The sequence below is a fragment of the Micromonospora sp. NPDC048898 genome (assembly GCF_043198035.1).
GTDB lineage: Bacteria > Actinomycetota > Actinomycetes > Mycobacteriales > Micromonosporaceae > Micromonospora.
In genome coordinates, this window is sequence record NZ_JBICUF010000008.1 from 165,607 (window position 1) to 190,766 (window position 25,160).

At 73.7% G+C, this 25,160-nt stretch carries 20 protein-coding genes; 8 read left to right on the forward strand and 12 right to left on the reverse strand.

Annotation, left to right across the window (positions count from 1 at the left end; genetic code table 11):
- Window positions 1-6 precede the first annotated feature (6 nt).
- Genes ACGFIQ_RS21955 through ACGFIQ_RS21965 form a run of 3 tightly spaced genes read right to left on the reverse strand, consistent with a single transcriptional unit; the run spans window position 7 to window position 4,846 of the window.
- A complete protein-coding gene (locus tag ACGFIQ_RS21955; protein ID WP_393246320.1) occupies window positions 7-1,986 on the reverse strand; it encodes a caspase domain-containing protein in 1,980 nt (659 codons plus the stop codon).
- A complete protein-coding gene (locus ACGFIQ_RS21960; RefSeq protein ID WP_393246322.1) occupies window positions 1,983-3,314 on the reverse strand; it encodes a hypothetical protein in 1,332 nt (443 codons plus the stop codon). The genes ACGFIQ_RS21955 and ACGFIQ_RS21960 overlap by 4 nt, the downstream gene beginning before the upstream one ends.
- A complete protein-coding gene (locus tag ACGFIQ_RS21965; protein WP_393246324.1) occupies window positions 3,311-4,846 on the reverse strand; it encodes a VWA domain-containing protein in 1,536 nt (511 codons plus the stop codon). Before ACGFIQ_RS21965 ends, ACGFIQ_RS21960 begins: the two co-directional genes overlap by 4 nt.
- Before the next feature lie 120 nt (window positions 4,847-4,966).
- On the opposite strand from ACGFIQ_RS21965, the gene grpE reads away from it, so the two are divergent.
- Genes grpE through ACGFIQ_RS22000 form a run of 7 tightly spaced genes read left to right on the forward strand, consistent with a single transcriptional unit; the run spans window position 4,967 to window position 15,606 of the window.
- Window positions 4,967-5,818: a nucleotide exchange factor GrpE gene (gene grpE / locus ACGFIQ_RS21970; protein WP_393246326.1), complete on the forward strand. Its 852-nt coding sequence runs from the start codon at window positions 4,967-4,969 to the stop codon at window positions 5,816-5,818.
- A 29-nt stretch (window positions 5,819-5,847) separates the two neighbouring features.
- Window positions 5,848-7,518, forward strand: a complete 1,671-nt coding sequence (locus tag ACGFIQ_RS21975) for an Hsp70 family protein (RefSeq protein WP_393246328.1) — start codon at window positions 5,848-5,850, stop codon at window positions 7,516-7,518.
- Between the two features lie 5 nt (window positions 7,519-7,523).
- Window positions 7,524-10,184 carry a hypothetical protein gene (locus tag ACGFIQ_RS21980; RefSeq protein ID WP_393246330.1) on the forward strand — a complete coding sequence of 887 codons (2,661 nt, stop codon included), beginning with the start codon at window positions 7,524-7,526 and terminating at the stop codon, window positions 10,182-10,184.
- Between the two features lies 1 nt (window position 10,185).
- Window positions 10,186-11,379: a hypothetical protein gene (locus ACGFIQ_RS21985; protein ID WP_393246332.1), complete on the forward strand. Its 1,194-nt coding sequence runs from the start codon at window positions 10,186-10,188 to the stop codon at window positions 11,377-11,379.
- Window positions 11,376-13,778 carry a GTPase-associated protein 1-related protein gene (locus ACGFIQ_RS21990; protein ID WP_393246334.1) on the forward strand — a complete coding sequence of 801 codons (2,403 nt, stop codon included), beginning with the start codon at window positions 11,376-11,378 and terminating at the stop codon, window positions 13,776-13,778. Before ACGFIQ_RS21985 ends, ACGFIQ_RS21990 begins: the two co-directional genes overlap by 4 nt.
- Before the next feature lie 3 nt (window positions 13,779-13,781).
- Complete coding sequence (locus ACGFIQ_RS21995) at window positions 13,782-15,341, forward strand: hypothetical protein (protein ID WP_393246336.1); 1,560 nt, start codon at window positions 13,782-13,784, stop codon at window positions 15,339-15,341.
- Complete coding sequence (locus ACGFIQ_RS22000) at window positions 15,334-15,606, forward strand: hypothetical protein (RefSeq protein ID WP_393246338.1); 273 nt, start codon at window positions 15,334-15,336, stop codon at window positions 15,604-15,606. Before ACGFIQ_RS21995 ends, ACGFIQ_RS22000 begins: the two co-directional genes overlap by 8 nt.
- 2 nt (window positions 15,607-15,608) lie before the next feature.
- On the opposite strand, the gene ACGFIQ_RS22005 is transcribed toward ACGFIQ_RS22000, so the two are convergent.
- The 8 genes from ACGFIQ_RS22005 to ACGFIQ_RS22040 form a co-directional block, all read right to left on the reverse strand.
- The gene (locus ACGFIQ_RS22005) at window positions 15,609-17,483 is read right to left on the reverse strand and encodes an AAA family ATPase (protein ID WP_393246340.1); all 1,875 of its coding nucleotides are present in this window, start codon (window positions 17,481-17,483) and stop codon (window positions 15,609-15,611) included.
- Entirely contained in the window at window positions 17,480-18,703 is a 1,224-nt protein-coding gene (locus ACGFIQ_RS22010; protein ID WP_393246342.1) for a hypothetical protein, read from the reverse strand. Before ACGFIQ_RS22010 ends, ACGFIQ_RS22005 begins: the two co-directional genes overlap by 4 nt.
- Complete coding sequence (locus ACGFIQ_RS22015) at window positions 18,703-19,359, reverse strand: 4Fe-4S single cluster domain-containing protein (protein ID WP_393246345.1); 657 nt, start codon at window positions 19,357-19,359, stop codon at window positions 18,703-18,705. The genes ACGFIQ_RS22010 and ACGFIQ_RS22015 overlap by 1 nt, the downstream gene beginning before the upstream one ends.
- Window positions 19,356-20,402: a hypothetical protein gene (locus ACGFIQ_RS22020; RefSeq protein ID WP_393246347.1), complete on the reverse strand. Its 1,047-nt coding sequence runs from the start codon at window positions 20,400-20,402 to the stop codon at window positions 19,356-19,358. Before ACGFIQ_RS22020 ends, ACGFIQ_RS22015 begins: the two co-directional genes overlap by 4 nt.
- On the reverse strand, window positions 20,399-21,178 hold the full coding sequence (locus tag ACGFIQ_RS22025) for a protein phosphatase 2C domain-containing protein (protein WP_393246349.1): 780 nt from the start codon (window positions 21,176-21,178) through the stop codon (window positions 20,399-20,401). The genes ACGFIQ_RS22020 and ACGFIQ_RS22025 overlap by 4 nt, the downstream gene beginning before the upstream one ends.
- Complete coding sequence (locus tag ACGFIQ_RS22030; protein WP_393246351.1) at window positions 21,175-21,930, reverse strand: VWA domain-containing protein; 756 nt, start codon at window positions 21,928-21,930, stop codon at window positions 21,175-21,177. Before ACGFIQ_RS22030 ends, ACGFIQ_RS22025 begins: the two co-directional genes overlap by 4 nt.
- On the reverse strand, window positions 21,927-22,184 hold the full coding sequence (locus ACGFIQ_RS22035) for a hypothetical protein (RefSeq protein ID WP_393246353.1): 258 nt from the start codon (window positions 22,182-22,184) through the stop codon (window positions 21,927-21,929). Before ACGFIQ_RS22035 ends, ACGFIQ_RS22030 begins: the two co-directional genes overlap by 4 nt.
- 64 nt (window positions 22,185-22,248) lie before the next feature.
- On the reverse strand, window positions 22,249-23,064 hold the full coding sequence (locus ACGFIQ_RS22040) for a hypothetical protein (protein ID WP_393246355.1): 816 nt from the start codon (window positions 23,062-23,064) through the stop codon (window positions 22,249-22,251).
- Between the two features lie 679 nt (window positions 23,065-23,743).
- Here ACGFIQ_RS22040 and ACGFIQ_RS22045 point away from each other — a divergent pair.
- Window positions 23,744-24,787, forward strand: a complete 1,044-nt coding sequence (locus ACGFIQ_RS22045; RefSeq protein WP_393246357.1) for a hypothetical protein — start codon at window positions 23,744-23,746, stop codon at window positions 24,785-24,787.
- On the opposite strand, the gene ACGFIQ_RS22050 is transcribed toward ACGFIQ_RS22045, so the two are convergent.
- Window positions 24,707-24,964 carry a hypothetical protein gene (locus tag ACGFIQ_RS22050; RefSeq protein WP_393246359.1) on the reverse strand — a complete coding sequence of 86 codons (258 nt, stop codon included), beginning with the start codon at window positions 24,962-24,964 and terminating at the stop codon, window positions 24,707-24,709. The genes ACGFIQ_RS22045 and ACGFIQ_RS22050 overlap by 81 nt on opposite strands.
- Window positions 24,965-25,160: the final 196 nt, after the last annotated feature.

Here is a 25,160-nt window from a genome sequence, read left to right on the forward strand (position 1 = left end):
GCCCGCTCAGCTCCGAGGCACCTCCACCTCGAAGGGAACTGTCACAGTCGTCCAGTCGTACGCGCCGTCCTCGGCGGATGCCACCAGGTCGCGATGCTGCACGGCACGCCCGATCCGGTCGAGGAACCCCCGGACGGCCAGCGGTCCACGGTCGACACCGCGCGGCGCGCCGAGCGCCGGCAGCTCGAAGGGCACCGGGCTGAACTGTTCCTCGGCCACCACCAGCTTGAGCCAGTCCCGCACCCGGGCACCCGGCTCGATTGCCTCCCCCGGTGGCAGGGCTGCCACGACCCGGCGTCCCCGCAGGGCCGCCGCCCGGGCGTTGGGGGCGACGAAGCTCCCCGGGAAGAGCTCGGCATGCGCCCGGAACCGCTCGGTCAGATCCAGCAGAACGCAGAACAGCATGCGGTCGCCGCGGTTGTGCAGGCGAACGAAGATGGTCGGCGGCGTCCAGCCGCCCGGCCCCCGCTCGTAGCGCAGGCGCAGCACACCGTCGGCGTCGGCGACGACGGGCGGCCGGTCCAACGGCGCGATGCGCTCGCCCGGTCGTGCCGCGACCACCTCCACCGTCACCGCGCCGGCCAGGCCGGTCACCGGATTGTTCAGCTCCCGGATCTGTCGCCACCTGGCGATGTGCTCCAGGACGTGGACGGTCTGCCGCGCCCCGTCCCGGTGGATGTCTGTCAACTCCCCGGCCAGTGGTGTGCCGCGGCGGTCCAGCACGATGGCCAGCCCGCGCCGCGGCACCCGCACCACCAGCTCCGGCGAGGTGTCCACGTCCGACGGATCGACCGGGCGCAGGTGCGGCGAGGGCCCGCCTCCGGGGCCGGCGGAGCCCAGCGCGGCAAGCACCGTCGCGGCGGTGGCCGGATCCTGGCCCGGCCCGCCCACCCGGACGGTGGTGGCCGGCAGCGGCACCCGGCTGAGCACCATCCGGTACTGCCGGTCCCGATCGGGCTGCCAGCCGATCGGCTCGACCAGGCTCCGTTCGGCGAGCACCTGGACCGTACGGACCTCCCGGACCGGGAGTTCGCCCACCACGGCCAGCCGGATCTCATCAGTGGTGCTGGCGACCAGGCCGTGACAACTGCCGGCGTCGACCTCCCAGCCCTGTCGGGCGTGGCGCAGCAGCAGGCCCGAGGCGGGTGGGGCCAACGGGCCGCCGAGGAAGGGCTGGTCGGCGACCCCCAGGTGGGCCGGCGCCAGCTGCGGCACCTGCCGGTAGGTGTTCTGCTCCACCTCGGTCTGTGCCGCGGCCAGCAGATCCCGGTACGTCGCCGCCGGACCCAACCGGCCGAGGGCGTTGAGCAGAGCCCAGCTGAACAGACCCCGCCGCCGGCCGCCCAGCCTCATCTCCTGAGCCAGCTCGTCGGACCGGCAGGCGGCCAGCGCGACGTGCTCCGGAGCGGACGTCTGGCCGGGCACCGCGACCAGCAGTTCCGGAATCAGCGCCTCGCGGACCGGCGCGGCGGCCATCGGCACCGCCATCCGGGTGCGGGCGCCCGGCAGCTCGCGGTTGCCCGGCAGCTCGCGGGTGGCACCCGCCGAGTGGCAGCAGTCGAGCACCGCCGCCACGTGCCCGGCCCGCAGGGCGACCTCGTCGAGCAGGATCGACAGCTCCTTGTCCAGCAGGTCGGGTATCTCGCCGTCCCTGCTGTCCGCGCAGACGAGGGTCTGCAACATGCCCGTCGACTCCTCGAACCACCACTGCGGGGCGGGCGCCTCGGCCCCGTGGCCGCTGAACCAGAACAGGACGGAGTCCGCCGGACCGGCCTGGCCCAGGTGGGACCGGATCGCCTCGATCACCGCCGCCCGGGTCGCCTCGCCGTCGTACAGCGACAGTGGTGCGAGGGCGACGCCGGGCGCCAACCGGGTCTCCAGGAAGGCCCGCGCCTCCACCACGTCGGTGCGGCAACCCCCCAGGTCGGGCACCGTCGGCGCACGGTACGAGTCGATGCCGACCAGCAGGGCGTAGAGCGTGCTCACACTGACTCCTCGGGTCCGATGTGCAGCCAGCCGTGCTCGACGAACCCCTTCGCCGGCAACTCCACGGTGACCGGGGTGAAGTCCGCCGGCAGCGGCGGCTCGGTGGCCTGCCGGATGACGTCCTGGAACAGCACGTCCGGAAGGCCCAGGACGAAGTCGACGGCCGGACGGGCGGTCATCGCGTCGCGCAGGGGCGAACTGTCGAGGATCCGGTGCACCGCGATCGCCGCCACCCCGACCCACCCGTTCGACGCGGGCTTCACCAGGCCCCGGTGCAGTGCCACCCGCATCCGCAGCCGCTCCGCCACCGACCGGCCGACGTTGAGCGCACGCAACTGCCGACCCAGGCCGGCGACCAGGCGGGAGATCACCACCGATTCGTCGATCCCGGCCGGCAGCACGGTGAACTGGCCGTCACCCTGCGGCTGGGGCCGGACGGACGACTCCGGTACGCCGGCGTCCTGTCGGACCCGGGACAGCAGCTCGACGAGATCGCGCTGAACCTGCTCGGTGCCGGCGGTGCTGCGCCGGCTGTAACCGGTGACGTCGACGGCCATGCAGAGCCGGACCGCCGCGCCCTCGGCCGGACCGCCCGCCTCCAACGCCTCGTCGAAGGTCACCGACTCGCGCAGCCCCGCACTGTACGGGTCGCGCCCACCCGTCACCCGCACCCGCGCGTCGAGCGCCCCGGCGACCCGGGTCACGCCGGGCGGCAGCTCCAACAGAGCGTGCATGCCGTGCGCGCGGGGCACCAGCAGGTCCCCCCGGGGGTCCTCGTACACCCAGCCGAACTCGTGGCGGTGGATGCCGAAGACGTGGGCGCGGGGCGACTGCGCCCGGCTCGCCAGTCGGGCCAGCCAGCCGGGCCGGGCCCGGGCCGCCGCCACCGTGTGCACCGCCGTCGCCGAGGTCGGCTCGGCGAGCGCTTCCGGCCAGCTCAGGCCGAGCGTCCCGCCGTCGCCGTCGAGGCGTACCGCGAGGGCCCCCGGGTCGGTCAGGATCACCTCGAACCGGGCGGCCGAGTACCGCTGCCGCCGCGGCAGGGTGTCGAGGTCGAAGGCGAACAGCGCCCCCACGTACCGCCGGCCGGTGGCCTCGGCGCGGCGGCGCAGGTGCACGGGCAGATCCTCGCCGGGCACCGGATACAGCAACGGCCGCCCGCACCGTACGCGGATCGGCTCGGTCGGCCGGTCGTCTCCCTGGCCACGGCCATCGGCCGGCACCAACTCGCCGAGGGCGAGGAGGTCGCTGTCGCCAAGCGGAACCGCCGCGCCCGGGCCCGGAGCGGATGCTGCCGGGACGCCCTCCCCGGCCGGGACGCCGATCACCGCGACGGCCCGGTCAGGCCGCTTCTCGCGGCGCCGGCCACCGGTGCCGTGCTGCGCCAGGTGAAGCCGACACCGCCCAGTTCGACTGTCTCGTCCGGGCCGCAGGTGCCGACCTCCCGGGCGGCAGCCGAGCCGTCCCGGGAGTAGCCGATCACCAACCGGACCTCGGACGCCCCGACGGAGGACCGGCGTGCGGTCACCTCGCCGTACCCGGGCAGCCCGGTCGAGTCCGCGGTGATGGCGGTTCGGCGACCGCTGAGCACCAGGTCACGTTCGGCGCCGGAGGCGTCGCGCAGACGCAGCGTGCCGGCGAGAGCCGGCTGCCGCCGCCGCCCGCGCCCCCACCACCCGGCGACTGCCAGCGCCGCCAGCAGCACCGCGCCCAGGGCCCACCACCCGATGCTGCCGCGTTGGGCGGAGAGGGTGCCCCGGGTGGGGCCGCCGTCCAGCCGTGGGGCGAAGTCCACGCCCAGCTCATCGGTGAGAACCTCGGCCCACGGGGAGTCGACCTCGCCGTCGAGCGTCAACGCCGCGTCCGCCGTGACCCGGGCCAGCGGTGCCACCCGCCGGGGGCCGGCGTCCCACTCGACGTCCACCGGAACGACAGCGGTGCCGCCCGCCGGCAGTTCCACCGGCCCGTCCGGCACGGACAACCGCACGTCGGGCCGGTCACTGCGGACGACGAGGTGGTCGACGACGAGCGGAACCCTGGTGCTCGTCGATCGGAGCCGGACCTCCAGCCGGGTCCGGCCGGCCCCCAGCCGCCCCGCGCCAGCCGGCCAGACGACCTGGACACCGCGGGACGCGTCGTCACCGAGGACGCTGCGCGCCTTCGCCGCGCGGGCCGACGCCTTCGGCTGTTCGAGTTGGTCGCCCAGCCGGTCGATCGCCGTGGGCGCGAGCAGCCTGGTGCCGGGGTAGACCCGGGCGAGCAGCGGCGCACCCGTCGAACCGGTCAGCGGCACGGCGTACGCCGTCAGGGACGTCTTCGTCAGCGACCGCCCGGCACGGGTCAGCTCGTTCCAGGCGTAGCCCTGCTCGAACGGGTACGCGCTGCCGACGGGTGGATCGTGCCGCCCGTCGGTGAGCAGGACGACTGTGGCGATCGGCGGCGCGTCCCCGCGCGTCAGCAGCCGGAGACTGGTCTCGACGGCCGCGCCGATGTCCGTGTGCCGCCCGTCGGCGCTTCTGGGCAGCTTCGCCACCAGCTGGTCGGGGGCACGGCCGGCCGGCCCGTCGTGGACCACCCGCGCCGAATCGGCGAAGGTGACGAGCGCGACCCGGTCGTCCGGCGCGAGCGCGGCCAGGAAGGAGCGCAGCGCCCGCCGCACCTGCTCGTACCGGCCACCGTCGCGCATCGACCGGGACACGTCGACCAGCACCACGTAGTCGGCCGCCACCTGGTCGACGCCGAGCGCCGCGTACACCTCGTCACTGCTCGCCGGCGCACCAGCCGCCGGAGCGACGGGCAGGCAGACCACCGCCGCCGCCGTCAGTGCCGCCGCGGCGGTTGCCGCCGTACGCCGAATCATGCTGATCGCCCTCCGCGTCTGCCGATCGTCGTGTGTCCCTGACGGACGACACAGCTGTCCGTCAGGGACACACGACGAGTCGCCCACCGTGGCGGCGGACGGATCAGGGGAGGAACACCGGTGCACGAGGAAGCGCACGGTCCCGCGCGGGAGGCCACCGGGCCGGTGGTCGAGCCGCCGTCGGAGCCGGTGGCCGAGCCGCCGGCCGGGCCGCCGGCAGCGGCACTCGGGGAGCCGCCGAGCGAAGCTCCCACAGCGCCGCCGAGCGACGCCCTCGCGGAGCCGCCGAGCGACGCCCTCGCGGAGCCGCCGAGCGACGCCCTCGCGGAGCCGCCGAGCGAGACCCGCGCGGAGGCGGCGAGCGACGCGCCGGACCGGCTGGACCGGTTGACCGATCGGCTGGGGGACGAGCTGGCCGGGCTGGCGGACCGGGTCACCGGCGAGCTGGCCGGGCTACGAGCCGAACTCGCCCGCACGCAGGACCGGGCGGCGGCCCGCGAGCAGGTCATCGACCGGCTGCACGAGGAGAACCAACGACTACGGGCCGGTGAGCGGCGGCTGCTTTTGCGCCCGCTCCTGACCGACCTCCAGCGGCTGCGCCACGACCTGCTGCGAACCGCCGCCGGGCTGCCCCCGACGTTCGACGCCACGGCCGCCGCGGAGATGCTGCGCAGCTATGCCGCCAACCTCGAACTGACACTGGAACGGGGCGGCGTCAGCGTGCTCGCACCCGCGGTCGGCGCCGTCTTCGACCCGTCGACGCAACGGGCCACCGCGACCGAGCCGGCGAGCGACCCCGGCCAGCACGGCACCGTCGCCGCCGTGGTCCTAGACGGCTACCACGACGTCGAGGCGGGACGCACCGCCGTGCCCGCCGCGGTCCGCGTGCACCGCTGGACCGACCCGGAACCTCCGGCGGGCGAGCCCCATCCGGAGCCGGGGCACGGCAACCAACACGCGCCCACACCGTGACAGCCGATCAATCGGCGGACAGGAGCAGGATGTCGGACGAGAACCTGACCTTCTACGGAATCGACCTGGGTACCACGTACTCGGTCGTGTCGTACGTCGACGAGACCGGACGACCCGCCGTCGTCCGCAACGTCATCACCAACAACGAGACCACCCCCTCGGCCGTCTACTTCGAGCAGGACACCGGTGAGGTGGTGGTCGGCGAGGCCGCCAAGAACGTGTCCCGGCTCTACCCGTCCCGGGTGGTCGAGCGGGTCAAGCGGAGCATGGGCAAGGAGGCGCAGTGGGAGTTCGACGGGACGACGTACACCCCTGAGTCGATCTCCGCGCTGATCCTCAAGCAGCTGGCGCAGGACGCCGAGTACTACACCAACCGCCCGGTCCGCAAGGTCGTGATCACCGTTCCCGCGTACTTCGGTCTGCTGGAGCGCGACGCCACCCGCAACGCCGGCCGGATCGCCGGCCTGGATGTCGTCGAGGTGGTGCCGGAGCCGGTCGCCGCCGCGCTCCAGTACGACCTCGGTGCCGACACGACCCGGACGGTGCTCGTCTACGACCTCGGTGGCGGCACCTTCGACACCACTGTCATCCGCATCGCGCCGGACGCGGTCGAGGTGCTCTGCACCGACGGTGACCAGCAGCTCGGCGGCACCGACTGGGACGCCCGCCTGGTGCAGTACCTGGTGGACGAGTTCGTCACCCGCGCGCAGCCGCCCGAGGACCCGACGCTGGACGAGGAGTTCATGCAGGATCTCGCGCTGACCGCCGAGGAGGTCAAGCGACAGCTGTCGACCGTGACGTCCCGCAAGGTGCCGATGCGGTACGCGGGCGCGTCCGCCTCGGTGGAGGTCAGCCGGGAGACGTTCGAGGAGATCACCGGCGACCTGCTCAACCGGACGCTGGTGTACACCGAGCGGACCCTGGGCACGCTCGGCGAGAAGCTCGGGGTCGACGACCCGGCCGCCGCCATCGACGAGGTGCTGCTCGTCGGTGGCTCCAGCAAGATGCCCGCCGTGGCGCGGCAGCTGACCGAGAAGTGGGGTTGGACGCCACGTCTGCACGACCCGGACCTCGCGGTGGCCAAGGGCGCGGCCCGCTACGCGCTCAGCCGCGCGGTGTGGGCGTGGGACGGCGAGGGTGCCGCACCCACCCCCGAGGAGAAGCGTGAGCGGGTCCAGGCGCTGTCGCTGGCGACCGGGGTGGACGAGGAGGCGCTGTCCGCCAGCGCCAACAAGCGGATCGTCACGGTGCTGCCGAAGTCGTTCGGGGTCAAGCTCCAGGACACCACGGCGGCCGACTGGGCAGCCCAGCCGGACAGGTACTACGTCGAGCACCTGGTGCACGCGAACGAGTCGTTGCCCATCAAGCAGCGGGAGCTGCGGGCGAGCACTGTGGTCGAGGGCCAGACCGCGATCGAGATCGAGCTGCACGAGCAGGCCGGCGCCGAGGAGAGCCCCGAGCTGTCGGCGAACAAACCGGTGGACAACGGTGCACGCCAGATCAGCGGACTACCCCCGCTGCCCCGGCACTCGCCGATCAGCATCACCATGGATGTCAGCGACGGCGGTCAGCTCACGTTGCACGCCGTCGAGCCGACCAGCGGCAAGGAACTTCTGATCGAGGTGCAGGTCAGCGTGCTCACCGAGGAGGAAGTGCAGAAGGCTCGGAACATCGTCGCGGGGATCACGGTGCGGGGCTGACCACGATGGCGTTCGACCAGCGCGCATACCTGCGCGAGGTGATCGGTCCGCTGCGGGACCGCCCGGGCGGCCTGTCGCCCACCGACCTCGCCCGGCACTACGCGGTCAGCCCGGAGATGTCCGCGGCCGAGCTGCGGGAGCAGCTGACGGCCGTCCGGCGACTGTGGAACCAGCGCTCCAGCGGCGTCGACTCCGCGGCCCGGGTCTGCGCGCAGCTGCACAGCCGGGACGAGCAGCTGCGCGCCGAGCACGGCTCTGCCATGTTCGAGCCGTCGTGGTGGCGGGAACGGGTCGAGGAACACGGTCGCGGAGCGCGGGCGGAGTCCGAGCGGTTCGCCCGGGACCTGGCCCAGTCGTACGGCGCGCTCGGCCGGATCACCCGGGCGCAGCTCACCGAGATCGCCGGGCACTGGCCGGGCCTGGACGCCGAGCAGATCGACACGTCGGTCCGGCGCGCCGGCCTGGCCGTGGTCGACCCGGTGGAACTGCCGACCGGGCCGGGCATGGAGCGCACCGCCTACCGCTCGCTACTCCGGCTACAGGACCTGCTCGGCGCGCCCACAGTGGTCCAGGTGGTGCATCCCGACGCCGCGCCGTTCCGGCTGCTCGGCGCGGAGGCGGTGCCACTCGACGCCGCCACCGTGCGAACCCGGACGCAGGAGGCGAACCGGCTCGCCGACGCCGCCGCGGTGCGCAACCGCAAGGAGGCCCTCGGCCTGCTGGAGCGGGCCGCCACCGACGGTGTGGACCTGCGCCTGGTGGCGCTGTTCCAGGTGGTCGACCGGCTCCGGTCGGGGCGGGCCAGAGGGCTCGCCGACGGGTTGCTGGTGCGGATCGCCACCGACACCGGGCTGGAGCACTCCGACGCCCGGTCGGTGGTGGCCAACCTGCCGCTCGACACCGGCCAGGACGCCGGTCCGGCGGGCCGGATCCGTGACCTGGTCGCCGACGGGCACCTGCTCGCGGCCCGGCAGGCCGTCGCGGTGCTGCCCGTGGACGACCCGCACCGGGATGAGCTGCGCGACCAGGTCGACACCCTGCTGGGCGAGGTCGAGTCACTGCGGCGTGCCGCCGAGGAGGCCACCCGGTCGGAGCGCGAGGAGGAGGCCGCCCGGCTGCTCCGCTCGGCGCTCCGGATCGCCGCGGACGACGACGACCTCGCCGAACGGCTCGCCGCGCTCGCGCCTGCGCCCCCACGCGGCCTGACGGCACGGGCCACGGAGACCGGCGTTCGGCTGACCTGGACGGCCCCGCCCGGGCAGGTCGCCGAGGTGCGCTACCGGATCGTCCGGTCCGACCAGCCACCCCGCTCGGCCGCCGAGGGCGAGACGGTCAGCGAGAGCGCGCTGGCCGAGGCGACGGACCCGGCCGCGCCACCCGCCCGGTCCCTGCACTACGGCGTCTTCGCCAGCGTCGGTGGGGACTGGTCGCGCCCCGCCACCGTGGCGACGCGCATCGTCCCGCCCGTCACGGCCGTGCGGGTGTCGGTCCGCCCCGACGAGTTGTCCTGCTCCTGGCGGGCGCACCCGGCCGCGGAGGGCGTCCGGGTGCGTCGCACCCTCGGTCGGCCGCCGTCCTCCACCCAGGACGGGGAGCCGGTGCCCGCGAGCCGCGCCGGGCTGTCGGACAACACCGGGGACGGCGTCACCGACCGCTACTACGGCATCGTCGCGGTCTACCGCGACGAGCGCGGCGCCGAGGTCGAAGGGCCGTTGGTGGTGGCGCGCGCGGTCCTGCGGGACGCGGCGCCGTCGCACGTGGAGCGGCTGCGCGCCCACGTCACGGCACTCGACGCCCAGACCGCGACGGCGCACTTCGCCTGGCTCACACCGGTCGGCGGGACGGTGTCGATCCGCCGGTCGGAGCTGCGCCCCACCTGGGCGCCGGGCACGCGGATCCGGCGCGAGGAGATGCAGGGGTACGGCGAGGCGCTGGTCAGCGACCGGATCGTGCAGGAGGCGGAGACCCTGCTGGAGGTGACAGTCCCGAGCGGACGCTTCGTGTACGTTCCGTTCACCCTGGACCGGGCGACAGACACCGCCGTGGTGGGCGAACCCCTCGCGCTCGGGGTGACCGAGCCGGTCCGGCAGCTCATCGCCCGCCGCACGGGTGACGAGGTGAACGTGGCCTGGGTGTGGCCACCCTCGGTCAACCTGGCCGAGGTCACCTTCACCCCACCGCACGGCACGCCGACGGTCCAGCGACTGACCCGGGGCCAGGTCACCGAGTCGGGCTGCCGCCTGCGAGTGGGCCCCGCCGGTGGCCGGGTCTCGGTCCGGACGGTGGAGCGCGGCCCCGGCGGCGAGGCGTACTCCGCCGCCGAGTCGGTGCCGGTGGACGGGGTGCCCGTCGCGTTCGGCTACCGGATCCGGCGAGACGGCGGCCTGTTCAGCCGCAAGCGGCTGCTGAGCGTCGACGTCGACCAGCCCTGCGAGGGAGTGGAACTGCTCCTGGTGGCCGCGTCCGGAGTGGCGATGCCGGCCCGACCGGAGCGGGGCACGGTGCTGAGCCGGGTGACCGGGCTCACGCTGCATCCGGACGCTCCGTGGCAACTGCCCTTCACGCTGCCCACCGGGCTGACCAAACCGTACTGGCTGCGTTGTTTCGTGATCCGGCCGCCCAACGCGCGAGTCACCGACCCCATCGACGAAATGAAGGTGTCCTGAGATGACGACCCTCTCCTGCCCGTACTGCTACGGGAAGATCGACCCTCGCGGGCCGTGGTTCCGGTGCACCGGGCGGCGGTCGCCGGGCAAGGAACCCTGCAAGCCGCAGTGGGACGAGGCGCGGGAGCAAGGGCTCGGCATCAAGGAGCTGGTGCTGCCGTCGTTCGCCGGGCCCCGGCGCGCCCTGCGCCCGGTGGTCGCCGCCCCCTGTCCGGACTGTGGAAGCGAGTCCGCGGTCAAGGTCTGCCCGCACTGCCACAGCCGACTGCCCGCGGCGTTCGGCGAGGGACGCAGCCCGCTGATCGCCATGGCCGGTGCCCGGCACACCGGCAAGAGCGTCTACCTCAAGGTGCTGGCGCACCAGCTGCGCCGGGGCATGGGGCAGCGGTTCGGTGCCGACGTACGGCTCGCCGGCGACGGTCAGTTCCGGCCGGAGACCGGCGGCGGCACGGACTTCCTCGACCCGGCCGGGGAGTTGTTCCCCGACGGCCGCCTCTACCAGCGGACCAACGCGGCACGGCAGGGTCGACGTGAGCCGATCGTGTTCGCCTGGCGGCAGAACCGCCGCATCACCGGCTACGACACGACCTTCCTGTCCTTCTTCGACACCGCCGGTGAGGATCTGCTCGACCAGGAGACGGTCGACAACCTCGGTTACCTCGGCGCGGCCGACGCGCTGATCCTGCTGCTCGACCCGTTCATGATCCCGCAGGCGCGGGACCGGCTCCGACTGCCGGACTCGGCTGTCGACACCCACGCCAGCACCATCGACGTGGTCAACCGGGTGACCGAGAACCTGCGCACCAGCCATCGCCTCGGTGGTCGCCGCAACATCCCGATTCCGGTGGCTGTCGCGTTCGCGAAGATCGACGCGTTCTTCGACGTGCTCGGCGCCGACCATCCCCTGGTGCGCCGGCCGGAGCCGGGACCCTACTACGACGAGCAGGCCGGGCGGGAGACCCACGAACACGTTCGCGCACTGCTGCACGACTGGGGCGCGGACGACATCGACACCCACCTGAGCCTCAACTATCGGAACTTCCGCTATTTCACGGTCTCCGCGCTCGGCTCGGAACCGGACTACGACGCCAACATGGTCGACGTGCGCGGGGTCCAACCGTTCCGGGTGGACGAGCCACTGCTCTGGCTGCTCAGCGAGTTCAACGTGGTGCCGCGCCGCCAGGCGGCCCGATGAGCGGTCGCTTCGAGACGTTGGTCTACACCGACTGCCGGCCGGGGCAGGGGCTCAACGGCAACGCGGGCCTGCAGTTCCAGGCCCGGTCGGCGGACTCCGCCGCGGCGGCGGAGACCCTCGTCCGGGACCACCTGCTCTACGAGCCGCCGTCGCGGTGGATGGCCGACCGCCGACCGGTCGAGCAGTACCCACAGTCGTTCGCGCACATCAGCTCCGATGGCATCCTGGCCACGGCGAGCGGTCTCTACCTCGGCCGGGAGGCCAACGGCACCCGGGAGGGCAACCAGCTGACCCACGCCATCGTCACGACCGATCCGGCCAGTTACGCAGACCTGCGTCCGGCCCAGTTGTTCCAGGCCGGGTTCTGGTCGGGCGTGCCGGCACCGACCACCCGCTCGGACCCGGTGCGGCTCGGCGACGCGGTGGGGACAGACCATTCTCCGACGTACGCCCAGGCCTTCGTCCTCGGCCAACCACACGGCCGGGAGACGTTGCTGGCGCTGGTGTCCGCGCTCGCCGACGCCGGTCGACCCGGACGATCGCGGGTGCTCTTCGTCGGTGACGACATCGCCACGATCGTGGGGTGGCTCGTCGCCGGCACGCTCCTGCTGCCCCGCGAGCGGGCACTGGAGCTGGGCTTCAAGATCTTCTCGACCGATCCGGCACGCTCGGCCCTACCGGTCGTCGCGGTCCTGCCGGAGTTCGCGGGCGCGGCCGGCCGGATCGACAACCCGCTCGGCTACGCCGTGTTCGACCTGCTCCGGCACCAGCACACACCGATCGAGCCGACCCCGTCGGCCAGCCGATGGGTCGATCTCTTCCTGACCGAGGACCCGCGGGACGTGGTGGACGCCCTGGGTGTCGCGACGGCGTCCGGACTGGCCGGCGACGACGGCCGCGAGGAGGCCGCCGCCGCGCTCGGGTTGGCCGCCATCCTGCACCGCCGTCCCGATCCCCGGCACGCCGAGGCCATCGTGGGGTGGTTGCGCACCGGGCCGGAGGGGATGCGCCACGCGTACGGCCCGGACGTGGCGGACCTCTTCGCCGAGACGCCCGAGCGTTGGCCGCAGCGGGTGCTGGTGCTGCTCGACGAGGTCGGCTGTGACGGCCTGGTGCCCGGCCGGGCGGCCGATGTCCGGCTCGCCCTGATCATCAGCGAGGTGGAGGACGCCCGCGCCCGGGGCGCGGTGACCGACCGTCGGCTGCCCCCGCTGCCGGCCGGCGAGTGGCACCCCGACCACAGCGACCACGCGCGGCAACTCCTCACCGAGGCCCTCACCTCGGGCGTGCCGCCGCAGCGGTTCGACGCGCTACTGCGGGTGGCGACCCGGTTCGCGGTGGACGTGCGGTGGTCCGACATCGCCCGGGCCGCCGAGGATTTCGTCAGGTACTGGGCGGATCATCCCCGGGATGTGCGGCCCGCCGGGCTCGCCTGCCGCGACCGGTTGGAGGAGCGGCTGCTGTCGGTGTTGGAGGACCGCGCTCGGCTCGGTTCGAAGGACCAGGCGGAGGTCGGTGACGGTTGGTGGCAGTCGCTGCTGCCCCGGCTCGAGACGCTGAGTTCCCCGCTGGCGCAGGCGGTGCTCGGCGCGGCGGTGCGGCACCGCGACGAACGGGACACCGTCGTCGAGCGGCACCTGACCGCCAACCGGCACGATCCCGGTGGCTTCTCCTGGGTGGCGGGGGCGCTGTGGAGCCAGTCCGCGCCGACGACGGCGGAGCTGCAGCTGCTGCTCGACGTCGCTCCGAAGGGCGCCCGCCTGACCCACCAGGTCTTCTGGAAGGTCACCGACGAGGTGACCCGCGCGGCGGTGGCGGACCTGCGTCTCTTCGACCTCTGTCGCCGGCTGGTCGCCTCCGGCCTGATGACACCCACCCCTCGGGTCGCCGCCACGCTGGCGGAGGACGAGGAGCTGACCGACATCCTCACCGAACTGCGGCAGCGCCCCGACGGGGGTCGCAGTTCGGTGCTGCTGCGCCGGCTGCGCGACTGCCCCGCGCGGCTTGTCCAGATGCGGCAGGCCGAGGTGGTCACGGCGCTGAGCCGGGTGGTGGCCCTGCTCAGTCTCGACGGTGTCCTCGACAAGCATCCGGCCCTGCTGGACCCCTTGGTCGACCGGCTCGTCGACGCGTTGACGACGGAGGACGGGGAGGCACCCGCCGTGCTCGCCTACTACCTGACCGCCGGCTCCGGCGCGCCACCCGCGCCGCAGGTCGCGCGCCTCGAACAGGCGCTCGGGCGGTGGCTGACCCGGGTCCCGGACGTTCAGCTCGAACGGGCCGGCAAGCACTTCGCCCAGCACAGCAGTGACTGGCGCAAGCATTGGCAGCGGTTCGCCGACACCTACAGCGGTCGGCGCCGCAGGTACCGTCTCGCCCACCCGTTCCGGGACCGGTGAGCCATGCGACTCCTCGGGCGTCTCCTGCACTTCACCCTCAGCGTCACTCTGCTGTTCGTCGTCTCCCTGCCGTTGGCCAACCTCGCCGTCCTCGGTGGCCTGGCCGCCGGGGTCGCCGTGGTGCTCGGGGTCGCCGGTGTCGTCCTGGTCGGACGCGCCTCCTGGGTGCGGGTACGCACACCCGACGACGTGCACGGCGGCGCGCTGGCGGGGCGGGTGGCACCGGCGTTCGTCCGGCGGGACCGGGCCTGGCCGCAGTACTTCGCCGCCCAGGTGCTGCTCGACGCCCGGGCGCTCGTGCAACGCGTACGGCTGATCACCCGTGCGGTCTGGGTCCGGCCCCACCGGTGGGCCCGCACCCACCGGTGGCGGTTGTGGTGGCCGTTCTACGTGCCCGTCCTCGCCGTACAGGCCGGGCTCACGGTGGGCGTGGTGGCCGGGGTGCTGGGCGCCGGGCTGGTCACCGCCGGCGTCTCGGCGGCCGCCTGGCTGGTCGGCGTACCCGTGGTTCTGCTGCTCCGGGGGTTGGACGCGGGCTGGCAGGCGGTGTTCGGCGCGCGGGCGAGCTGCCGGCACTGCCACCAGCTCGCGGCGGTCCCGGCGTACCGCTGCCGTGGACCGCATCCCCCCGACCACCGGCTGACCGGCGCGGACCTGCACCGGGACCTGCGTCCCGGGCGCCTCGGCGTGCTGTGGCGGCGCTGCGGCTGCGGCGACCTGCTGCCCACGACCGTGCTGCGCGCGGCGTTCAGCCGCCGGCTGGAGGCCTGCTGCCCCAGCTGCACCGAGGCGCTGTTGCCGGGCGCCGGGGTGGTCACCGACGTGCGGATGCCGGTGTTCGGGGCCGCGTCGGCGGGCAAGACCCAACTGATCATGTCGGCCCTGGCGGGCCTGGAGCAGGCCGCGAAGCGGGTCGGCGTGGCGGTGGCCCTGCCGGACGAGCACAGCCGGCAACAACACGAGGTGTACGCGCGGCTGATGCGCGAGGGGGCGTCGCCGGCCAAGACCGAGGCGTCCGGCCCGCCGGTGGCCGTCACCCTCCGGTTGGCCCGAGGGCGGCGGGTGGCGCTCGTGCACCTCTTCGACGCGGCCGGCGAGAATCTGGTGGACCGCGAGCAGAATGCCCGCCTCGCGTACCTCGACCACGCGCGTTCCCTGATCTACGTACTCGACCCGTTCTCGGTCCGTCGGGTACACGACGAGTTCGCCGCCGGGGCGCCGGAGGTCTTCGCCGCGGCGAACCCGGCGACCTACGACCCGGAGGACGCCTACAACGCGACGGTGCAGCGGTTGCAGGAGTTCGGCGTCCCCACCGGCCGTCGGCGGCTCGCCTTCGTGGTGTCCAAGGCGGACCTGCTGGAGAAGATGTCCGCCGGTCCCGACGGTTCCGCCGGGGTGCGGACCTGGTTGCGGGAGAACGGTCTGGGCAACCTCGTGCTGGCTGTCGAACGGGACTTCCGGGAGGTGCGTTTCTTCCTGGTGTCCGGGCGCGATGCCGGCCCGGACGGCGGCTTCGGGCCGGCGAACTGGATCCTCACCAGAGAGTGGAGCGGTCTTGACTGAGCAGGGGCAGGGAGGGTTGCCGCCCGGTCACCGGGCGGCACGGCTGGTGCTCCTCGGCGCGCTGGTGGCCGCGTTGGCCGCCGGTGCCGTGTCGCCGGCCGCGGACGGGTTCACCAGGGGCGCCTGGGACCAGGCCGGGCAGGTCGTCGCGTATTTCCTGGCGCCGCTGCGGGACCGGGCCACACCGCCGCCCCCGCCCACGCCGTCGCCCACCCCCATCAAGCCGAAACCCAAGCCCAAGCCGACCAAGAGCCCGGCCGGCTGAACTCAGCCGGCGCGGATCACCGTGCCGTGCGGCTGCACCGACAGCCGCAGCGCCGCCTGCCCGGGACTGGCGAAGACGTGCTCGACCAGGGGCTCTCGTACCAGGCGGTCCAGGACGTCCCGGATGCTGCGCACCCCCAGCCGCAGCGCCTCCGGACGGCGCATCACCTCCTGCACCCGGGTGACGACGCTCTGCTCGTCGAGGGTCAGTCGGATCCCCTGCCGGTGGGCGCTGGCCACCAGCTGCGCGAGCAGCTTACCGACGATCTGATCGACGAACTCCGGTCGCAGGATGTCGAAGACGGTGATGCCGCCGCCGAGGCGGCCGAGCAGCTCCGGCCGGCCCAGGGTGGTGGTGAAGTGGTCGCGCACGGCGCGCTCGAAATGGGCGGTGACCTTCTCGTAGTCGGGCAGTTCACCGCCGTCGAGCCAGCCGTACGTCTCGGCGGCCCCCAGGTTCGAGGTGAAGATGATGACGGTCTCGGAGAAGTACGCGGTGTTGCCGAGCGCGTCGGTGAGCCGACCATCGTCGAGCACCTGGAGGAACTTGTCGAACACCGACGCGTGCGCCTTCTCGATCTCGTCGAAGAGCAGCACGCTGAACGGGCGCTGGCTCACCCGGTTGGTCAGTTCACCACCGCGTTCGTGGCCGACGTACCCGGGTGGCGCACCGGTGAGCCGTTCCGCGGAGTGCGCCTCGGCGAAGGTCGACATGTCGAAGCGGGCCAACGCGGTCTCGTCGTCGAAGACGAACTCGCTGAGCGTCCGGGCCAACTCCGTCTTGCCCACCCCGGTCGGCCCCACGAAGAAGAAGATCCCCTTGGGCCGGGACTCCGCGTTGTGCGGGTCGGCGACGAAGTCGATGCCGACGGTGGCCGAGGTCAGCGCCCGGCGGACCCGGTCGACCGCGACGGGCTGGCCGATGACCCGTTCACCGGCCATCGGCCCGAACCGGGCGAGCCGGTCACGCACCCGGCGCCACGGGTCCTGGCGCGGGCCGAACAGGGTGCGCTTCATCAGCGTCCGAGGTTCGTCGAGCGGGATCTCCTGGAGGTTGCTCATCCGCCACAGCCCGTCCAACTCGCTGATCGCCATACCCTCGCTCAGGTTGGCCAGCACCCGCAGATCCTCCGGCGCCTTCTTCGCGGTGGCCGCCTGGTGGAAGTGGCGGGCCTGCTGGTGCAGGTAGACGTGCCGCTCGTCGAAGGTCGGCAGGGCCGCCTCGACCACCTGGACGTACGGGCGGTCCCGGTAGAGCCAGGCCGGCAGGGCGGCGAGGTCGTCCGCGACCAGCACGAGGAGATTGCGCAGCTTGCCGGTCTGTGCCGCCTCGGTCATCGCCTTGGCCATCGTGCCGAGCAGCCGTCGCTCGGCGTCGCCGCCCCGCTCGGGTGGGGAGAGCATGAGGTCGGCCTGGTCGATGAGGAACGCCGACGACGTGCCGGTCTGCCGCAGCACCCGCCGAATCGCCGCCATCGAGTCGTACGGGTTGGTCAGGGTCGGCGCGGGCGCGTCCCGCAGCGCGGCGGAGAACCGGCTGCGCGCCGTCGCGGCCCGGTCGTTGGCGGTGGACGGCTCGGCCGCGGCGGGCCGGCCGACGTCCGGTACGACGAGCAGCCGGTGGAACTCCCGCTGGTCGTCCGGTTTGCCGAAGCTGAGCCCGTCGATCGGATCGAAGTAGCCGGTCAGCTGGTAACCGAAGATCGACAGTAGGCCGGAGACGGCGGTGCGCAGCGGGTGGAACGAGCGGTCCCAGCGGACCAGGTCACGCACGTTGCCGTGGATGACGACGTGCCGGCCACGGGCGATCTCGGCGGTGACCCGTTCCAGCCAGGCCGCCGCCGGTGGTGCGGTGGGCCGGCCCGGCGGCGCGGTCACGACCGGCTCCGGTCGTCGTGCGCCGGCCGGTGCAGCGCCTCCACGGCCGGTGGCCGGGGCTGGCCGGGCTTGCCCTCCCAGTGCAGGCCGTCGGCCGCCACCCCCTGGTCGGCGAGTTCGGCGTGGAAGCGCTCGAGCAGGTCCTCGGTCAGGTCACAGCGGGAGACCACCCCGTCGACGGCGTTCTCCACGACGATGTCGGAGCCGGCCGTCCGGTACTCCAGCCGGGTGCCGTCGGTGTCACCCGCGTAGACGGTCATCTCGACGGGTGAACCGTCGGCGCGTTCGGCGACGAAGACCACGGCGTCGGGGCGCTCCGCCAGGCTGTTCGGCACGACCCGCAGGCCGGCCGCCGGCAGCGCGGCGCTGGCCGCCTCCACGATCAGGGCCATCCGGTCAAGCTGGTCGAGTCGCTCGTCGGTCGCCGCGGTCACCGCCTCGACCCGGTCACGCAGGCCGGCGACGTGCTGCTCCCACCTGTCGACGTTGCCGCTGGCCGCCTCGTGGCGCAGACCGGAAAGCTCGGCGCGCAGCGCGGACTCCTCGGCCACCTGGACGCCCGCCGCCGCCGCGTCGGCAAGCGCGTCGACAAGGTGGGTGGAGAGCTCGTCGGTCTCTGTGGCGAGACGCCGCAGCTGCGCCTGCCGGTCGCGGACCGTCTCCAGGTGCGCGCCGACCGCCTCGCCGAGCCGCAGGTGCAGGTCGGCGAAGCCCTGCGCGTCCCCCGCGCGCCGCCTGGTCTCGTCCACCAGCGCCGTGATGGCCCGGTGGCCCACCGGGTCGAACTGTTGCCCGTCGGCCAGCGCGCGCAGCGGCGCGACGGCCAGGTCCACCGCGCGGCTCTGCTCCTGCCGGGTCAGCTCCCGGGACACCGCGACGGTGAGGTCGTCGGCGCGTCGTTCGGCGCCCCGCAACTCCCGGCCGAACCGACTCAGCCCGGCCTCGTCGGTGGGGCGGCGCAGGCCGACGACCTGGTTGTTCGCCGCGGTCACCTCGGCATGCTGGGGCAACCCCCGCGAGGAGTCCACCAGCTCGCCCAGTCGCGCGGTCAGCGCGTCGCGGCGTACGTCGGCGGCCCGGATACCTTCGGCGAGACGTCGCTGGCGCTGCTCCTCCCGACGCCGCCGGCGTTCCTCCTCGCGCCGCCGCCGGGCGGCCTCCAACTGCGCGCGGCGGGCGGCGTCCAGGGCGACTGTCGTGTACTTCGGACTGCCGGACATCATCGGCCTCTCTCGTCGGCGGAGTCGGTGGGCGTGCGCGGTGCGATCTCGACGCCCTGGGAGCGCATGGCGGTCTCGAACCCGGCGCGGAAGTCCGGCACCGGAGGGACCCCGATCCACTGGACGCCGTCCTGCGCCAGCCGCAGCTCGATGCCGGCGGACGTGTCCTGCGCCGACGGCGCGTGCCGGTCGGTGAGGAAGTGCAGCCGCTGGTTCGTCGAGCCGCGCCAGAGCAGGTCGGCGTGGCGGGCCGCCACGTACGGGCCGTCCACCAGGATGTCGAGCTGGCCGAGCAGCCGGAGCTGGTCGGCGTCGTCCTGCCGGCGCAGATGTTCCAGGGTCCACCCGGTGAACGACAGCACCGACCAGTCGCGGTCGGCGCGAATCCGGTCGACGAGCGCGCTGAGCCCGGCCGCCTGGGCCATCGGCTCGCCGCCGGAGAAGGTCACACCGGTGATGTCGGACGGCAGACCGCCGAGCCATTCGGCCAGGTCGTCGACGGTGCGGGTGATCCCTCCGTCGAAGGGCAGGTCCTCCGGCGCGACGCAGCCGGGACAGCGCAACGGACATCCCCGTACCCAGATCACCGCGCGCAGACCTGGCCCGAGCACGGCGGTCCGGTCGGCGACCCGGCTGATCTCGATGGTCGTGGTCATCGTCCACCCTCGGGAAACGGATCGGGTGCGCCGGCGGCCACCATCGCGCACCAGGGGCAGTGGCGGTGCTCGCGCGAGAACACATGGGTCGGCCTGGTGGAACAGCCGACCAGTTGGTCCCGCAGGTACGCCAGCGCGGCGGCCCAGGACTGCGGGCCGGGCCGCACGCCCGGCGCGTCGTACCCGAGGTCGAGGGCCTCGGTGAGTCGGCGACGCAGCACGGCCGGCAGCGCCTGCGGCGGTACCGCGGCGATCGGTGCCCGGACGTCCGCCCCGAGCAGCCGGCAACAGCGCAGCCGGACGTTGTCGACCTCCTCCACCGGACCTGTCGCCTCGGGCCGCACCCCGCCGTAGGGGTGGAAGCCGAGGCAGACCAGTTGGGCGGTCAGCACGGCCAGCGCCCAGTTGTCACTGGCCACCTCCCGCCGCCGGCCCGAACGACCGAGTTCCTCGGGCGCGGTGTACTCCGGGCGCGAGAACTCGCACGGCAGATCCTGGCCGGTCTCCCGGTCGTGCAGCTGCCAACCGTCGACGTCGATCAGGCAGACGCCGCCGCCGGCGGAGACGAAGATGTTGGCCGGCGCCAGGTCGCCGATCACGTGCCCGCGCGCGTGCACGGACTGGACGAGCCGGGCCAGCTCCTCCGCCAGGGTCAGCCACCAGGCCCAGGTGGCGCCGGGCAGCATCCGGGCCCGTACGGCGGGATTGAACAGCAGCGGCAGGGGCGCGAACCGGGGCGGCGCGAGCCGCGGGGCGGCGTAGCCGAGGAGCCTGCCGTCGTCGCGGCGGTGCACCGCGGCGGTGGGCCAGGCCACCACGGGCCGCCCCGAGCGCATGGTCCACCCGGTCGGCTCGGCGAGCATGACCCGGGTACGGGTGGCCAACTCCTCCGGGTCCGCGCGGTGCAGGATCTTCGCCACGGTGTCCGGCCGGTGCCGCAGCCGGAAGACCTGCCCCTGGGAGCCGACCGAGCCGATCGGCGTGTCGAGGGTGTCGGCCGTCCGGTGGCCGTCCGGGCCGGTCAGCCACACGTCGACGCTCATCGGGGCACCGCCAGCAGGAGGGTCCGGTCGTCGTCGGTGAGGGCGCCCACCCGCCTGCCGTTGAGCAGCCGGACGAGCGCCGACGGGTCGGTGTCGGCGGCCTCGACGAGCGTGAACAGCTGCGCGAAGGCCGCCGCGCCAGGCTCGCGGGGTCGGCTGCCGTCGTACTCGACGAGGAGGCTGTCGAGGCCGTCGGTGCACACGGCGAGCCCGGTGAGATCGGGCAGTCGGGCGATGAGCCGACGGGCCTGCCTCCCGGCGCGGGCGTGGGGCAGGAGCGTCGTCGCCCCGGGCTGCCGGTCGGCGCCGCCCGGCGGGGCGAGCAGCAGGTCGAGGTTGCCGTCGGCGGCCCGGACCACCACGAGGCCGTCGCCTACCGCGAGCACGGCGACCCACGGCAGGCGGGCGACCACGACTGTCACCGTGGTGGCCAGGTCCTCCGGCTCGATCCCACCGACGGCTCGGGCCACCGCCCGCGCCGCACGGCGGAACCGGCGCAACAGCCGGTCCCCCACCACGTCGAGCCACCCGGACCAGGCGGCGGCGGAGGTCGGTGGCCGGTCGCGCAGGAGCGGGACGAGCATCTCCACGGCAAGGGTGACGACGAGGGACGCGCCGGTCGCGGCGCAGCGGCGGCTGCCCGCACCGTCGGCCGTCACCAGCAGCAGGGTGCCGTCGACCTCGTGGGCCGCGTAGGCGTCCTGGCCACTGACCCCGGCCCGGACGTGCGCTCCGCCCGCCGCGCTGCCGCCGAGGACCGACCATCGCGCCGTCATGAGAGGTCGTACCCGTACACCTGGCTCCGCACCCGCTCGAAGTCGACGTGGTCGGAGGTGGCCACCAGGATCAGGTCGAGCAGCTTGCGCAGGTCGAGGTCGTCCAGGGGGAAGTAGCCGCTCGGGGTGGCGAGGGCCCGCATCACCTCGTCGTCCACCCCGGGCACGCCGAACGCGAACAGTTGCAACCGCCCCGTCGACCGCCACTGCTCCAACCGTCGGGCGAGCAGCCGCCAGTCGTCGCTGGGGTTGCCCTCCTCGTCGGTGGGGGTGCCGTCGCTGACCAGGATCAGACGGGGCCCGCCGGTCTGCTGGGCGTGCGCCGTCTGGACGTGCTGGCGACGCTGCTCGACGAGGGTGAGCGCCAGGTCCACCGCCGCCACCATCGGCGTGGCGCCGCCCGCGACCAGGGTCGGCAACTCCAGCCGCGCGGCCGGCACGAACGCGCCGTCGTCCTCGGCCGATGGCGTCCCGTTGCCGGAGACCACACTCACCCCGCCCGCGCCGAACGTGACCACCAGGAACTCGACGTCGCGCAGGGAGCCGCGCCCTTCCGCGCGCACGGCGGGCAGCCACCGCGCCAACTCCTCGTTGAGCGCGTCGATCGCGCGTACGCCGTTGCTCTGGGTGGCCGCCATCGACCAGGAGGTGTCGATCAGGAGCGCCACGAAGCGACGCCGGTGGGTGTCGGTGATGAAGGCGACCTCGTCCGGCCCGTCGGTGTCCTCCTCGAACAGGGCGAAGGGGTTCATGCTCCGACCACCGCCTCGGCCAGCCAGCGCCCGCCCGGGTCGGGCCGCCGTCGGACGCGCGCGCCGGCCGCCGGCGGTGGCCCGTCGCCGACCCACCAGGCCGCGACGATGACCCCGTCGGCCTCGACGAGCCCCCGCGGCCGCAACGTCGCATGCACAGTGCCCAGTTCCGGACCGGGTCGCGGCGGGGTACGCCGGACCAGGTGCCGGGCCCCGAACTCGCCGGCCCGAAGCCGAGCGGAGAAACTCGCCACGTTCTGATCTGACGGACGGCCTCGGAACGGGCCCGCCGCGACGCACGAGCCACGGCCGTACGACTCAGGTGCGCGGGTCATCGGCGAAGGTCCACGCGATCCCGTACGCGTAGCCCTGCTGCAACCCGTCGAAGACCGACGTCACCTCACCGAGGGTGTCGGGGTGCAGCCGGTCCGGGCCCGGCGTCCGGTCGTCCACCGCGCGGGGCGGGACACCGTCGAGCCGCCAGGCCGTCGCCGGCGCACCGTCGGCCGGGAACCGCAGTCGGACGGTGCAGTGCGCGCACGGCGTCAACGGTTGGAAGACGTAGTGCTCCCGCATCGGCTGCCCCGGGGGCAGCCGGTAGTGCAGGCAGAGGTCGTGCCGCTCGCCCGGCTCCAGCGTCCTCGGCAGGGCGAGGGTGAGCCGGAAGTACTGGCCCGAGATGTGCCGGGTCAGCTCCCGGATCCGGGCGCCGAACAGCACGTCGGTGTGCACGCCGTGCTCCGGACCGTCGTCGTCGGGTTGGCGCGGCAGGCTGAACTGCACGGTCAGCTCGTCGATCGGGCGGGTGGCCACGACGCTGCGCGCCTCGTAGAGCTCCGGTGTCGGCGTGTCGAGCCGGAGCAGCGCGTTCATCGCACGCAGGTGCCAGCCGGGGCCGGTGTCGGTCACGCCGGTGGGGGTCTCCGGTACGGCGGCGCGCACCAGCCGGGCCACCGCCTCGTCGATCCGGCGACGGGCCGTGCGTTGTTGGACCGACAGCTCACGGGCGAGTTGGTCGGTGCGGCGGTCCAGCCGGAGGTAGGCGTGGGTGGGATCGAGTGCGTACGCGAGCAGGACGGCCCGGCGCAGGTCACCGGGCATGTCGGCGGAGAGGGCGAGCAGGGTGCCGCGCACCTTCGCCCGTACCGTCGATTCCGACTCGGCCGGCGAGACGCCGCAGAGATCGGCCAGCCGCGGCCCCAGCCGACGGTGCAGCGGGCTGCTCTGCAGACCTGGACCCCGGCGAAGGCTCAGCAGCTCCTGCCGGAGCCCGTCGGAGGGATCGGTTTCGTTCCCGGGAGACAGGGCCCTCTCCTCTTCTGTGGATGGTCCGTCAGGACCGTGCGGAGGTTACCGGCACTCCAGCGGGCCCGTGGTCCTGTCGTGCGCCGAGTATCCCGCCCACGGCCATTATCTGGCCAGGAACAGGGCCATCTTCTGGCCAGTGTCGATGCCCCCTGCCCACGAGGATGGACGCGTCACGTCGCCGTCTCAGCGAACGAGGGATCGATCCGCGCCATGCGGGTGAAGACAGTGGATGGTCATAGCACACTTCGGCCCACGTGCCGAGCCGCCGATCGGCCGGGCTACGAACGGGGGGCGGTCGCCCTGACGGCCGTGCCGGGGTCGGCGGGAGGGCCGGCACGGCTCGCCGGATTCGCCACCGATGCACGACGAACCGCTTCTTCGACGAGCGAGGGCTCGCCATCGCCGCCCACTCGCCACATTGTTGTTGGTAAGTGCCGGATTCTTTTCCGGCGCAATGTGCACGTCGCAGGCGACGTGACTCAATTCGCATTCTGGAGGGGGCGTCATGACGATCGCGGATGATCCGACCGTACGCACGTCTCCGGAGCACTGCGCCCGTGCCGCCGTGGACGACCTGCGCGACCTGGCCCGTCGTGGCGAGTTGTCGACGGTGGTCGCGTCCGCGACACCCGAGGTCAACGCCCGGCTCAGCGGAGCCGCGTACGCGATCGTCTGGCCGATCGTCTTCGCCCGGGTGACCCGTCCGATGGAGCGCCGGCGGGGGCACTGGGTCTGTGCGAACTCGGTGCAGCGACTTGCCGACGACTGCCTCGACCGACACCACGACGACGTCGAGGCCGTCGTGTCCGACCTGCTCAGCAACGCCAAGGTGCCGATCGTCGACGTCGAGCGGTGGTTGTCGGCGCGGCTCACCGCGGCCACCGTGGACGGTCACCGCCGTCGCCGCGGCGCCCGGGGCGCGTTGCAACGGCCCCGGGTTCCGGCCTGGCTCGCCGCGGAACTCGACGGTGATCCCTGGCTGACCGAGCTGGCCGTGCACATCCTCACCTGGGTCGGCGTGCCCACCACCGCCGGGACGAAGCTGTGGCCGCTGGACAGCTGGGCGCTGCGGCGGGAGGCCGCCACCGGGGACCTGGCCGGCGGCGACAGCCCGCTGCTGTCGCTGGACATCGAGCGGGTGCTCACCGCGATGCGGCGGCGGCCCCGGTGGTACGCGGACTACGTGGAGCGGCCGCTCGGCCACAAGTGCGCCCCCGTGCTCGCCGTCTCCGACGACGGGGTGGCCGGCCCCCGACCACTTGTCGTGATCGACGCACACGAGCGGGACGAGGGGCGGCTCGCCGATCTCGCCGCCGCCGCCGTCGAGCTGATCGGTCATCGTCTTCGCGGCGGCGCGGACCCGGCCGACGCGGTGGTGGAGGTGCTCGGCGTGGTCTTCGGCGCCGGCACCGGAAGCGAGCGGATGGACCGTACGCCAGACGGTGTGCCGGCCCCGGAGGAGCGGCTGTCAGTCCTGCTCGCCGACGACCGGACCGTCCGGCGGATCGTCGACGAGGTGCTGCTTATCGTCGCCGACAGCGGCGCGTGAGCACATCTCCCGCACCTGGTCAGCGGTGGCGTCCGCGAGGGTGGCCGGGTTCGCTCCGGCCGCGACGGTGGCCCGCCACGCCGCGCCGAACTCTCGTTCGAAGAGCCGCAGGAGGCGGGCCCGTTGCTCGGACGAGAGTTCCCCGGGCGGCTCTGCGGCCGGCGGCGGCGTGCTCATGGCCCGGCCACCACCCAGTGGGTGTCGGTCGACGGGTGACAGGTGGCCATATCCCCTCCGATCCGTGCCGCACCGCCCTGCGGGTCATCTGTCACACATCTGACGGACAGGCGGACGGATCGCCGGCCCAGCGGGGCGCGTGCCCGCTGGGCCGGCGATTCACCATTCGAAGGGAATCGGTACGACTGTCAGCGGT

Bases quoted from the DNA above. Each gene is read 5' to 3' on its own strand.
- ACGFIQ_RS22025 (WP_393246349.1), bottom strand. From the start codon at position 21,178: ATGACGGCGCGATGGTCGGTCCTCGGCGGCAGCGCGGCGGGCGGAGCG.
- ACGFIQ_RS21990 (WP_393246334.1), top strand. From the start codon at position 11,376: ATGAGCGGTCGCTTCGAGACGTTGGTCTACACCGACTGCCGGCCGGGG.
- ACGFIQ_RS22010 (WP_393246342.1), bottom strand. From the start codon at position 18,703: ATGTCCGGCAGTCCGAAGTACACGACAGTCGCCCTGGACGCCGCCCGC.
- ACGFIQ_RS22030 (WP_393246351.1), bottom strand. From the start codon at position 21,930: ATGAACCCCTTCGCCCTGTTCGAGGAGGACACCGACGGGCCGGACGAG.
- ACGFIQ_RS22050 (WP_393246359.1), bottom strand. From the start codon at position 24,964: ATGAGCACGCCGCCGCCGGCCGCAGAGCCGCCCGGGGAACTCTCGTCC.
- ACGFIQ_RS21985 (WP_393246332.1), top strand. From the start codon at position 10,186: ATGACGACCCTCTCCTGCCCGTACTGCTACGGGAAGATCGACCCTCGC.
- ACGFIQ_RS21980 (WP_393246330.1), top strand. From the start codon at position 7,524: ATGGCGTTCGACCAGCGCGCATACCTGCGCGAGGTGATCGGTCCGCTG.
- ACGFIQ_RS21995 (WP_393246336.1), top strand. From the start codon at position 13,782: ATGCGACTCCTCGGGCGTCTCCTGCACTTCACCCTCAGCGTCACTCTG.
- ACGFIQ_RS22015 (WP_393246345.1), bottom strand. From the start codon at position 19,359: ATGACCACGACCATCGAGATCAGCCGGGTCGCCGACCGGACCGCCGTG.
- ACGFIQ_RS21965 (WP_393246324.1), bottom strand. From the start codon at position 4,846: ATGATTCGGCGTACGGCGGCAACCGCCGCGGCGGCACTGACGGCGGCG.
- ACGFIQ_RS22045 (WP_393246357.1), top strand. From the start codon at position 23,744: ATGACGATCGCGGATGATCCGACCGTACGCACGTCTCCGGAGCACTGC.
- ACGFIQ_RS21975 (WP_393246328.1), top strand. From the start codon at position 5,848: ATGTCGGACGAGAACCTGACCTTCTACGGAATCGACCTGGGTACCACG.
- ACGFIQ_RS22020 (WP_393246347.1), bottom strand. From the start codon at position 20,402: ATGAGCGTCGACGTGTGGCTGACCGGCCCGGACGGCCACCGGACGGCC.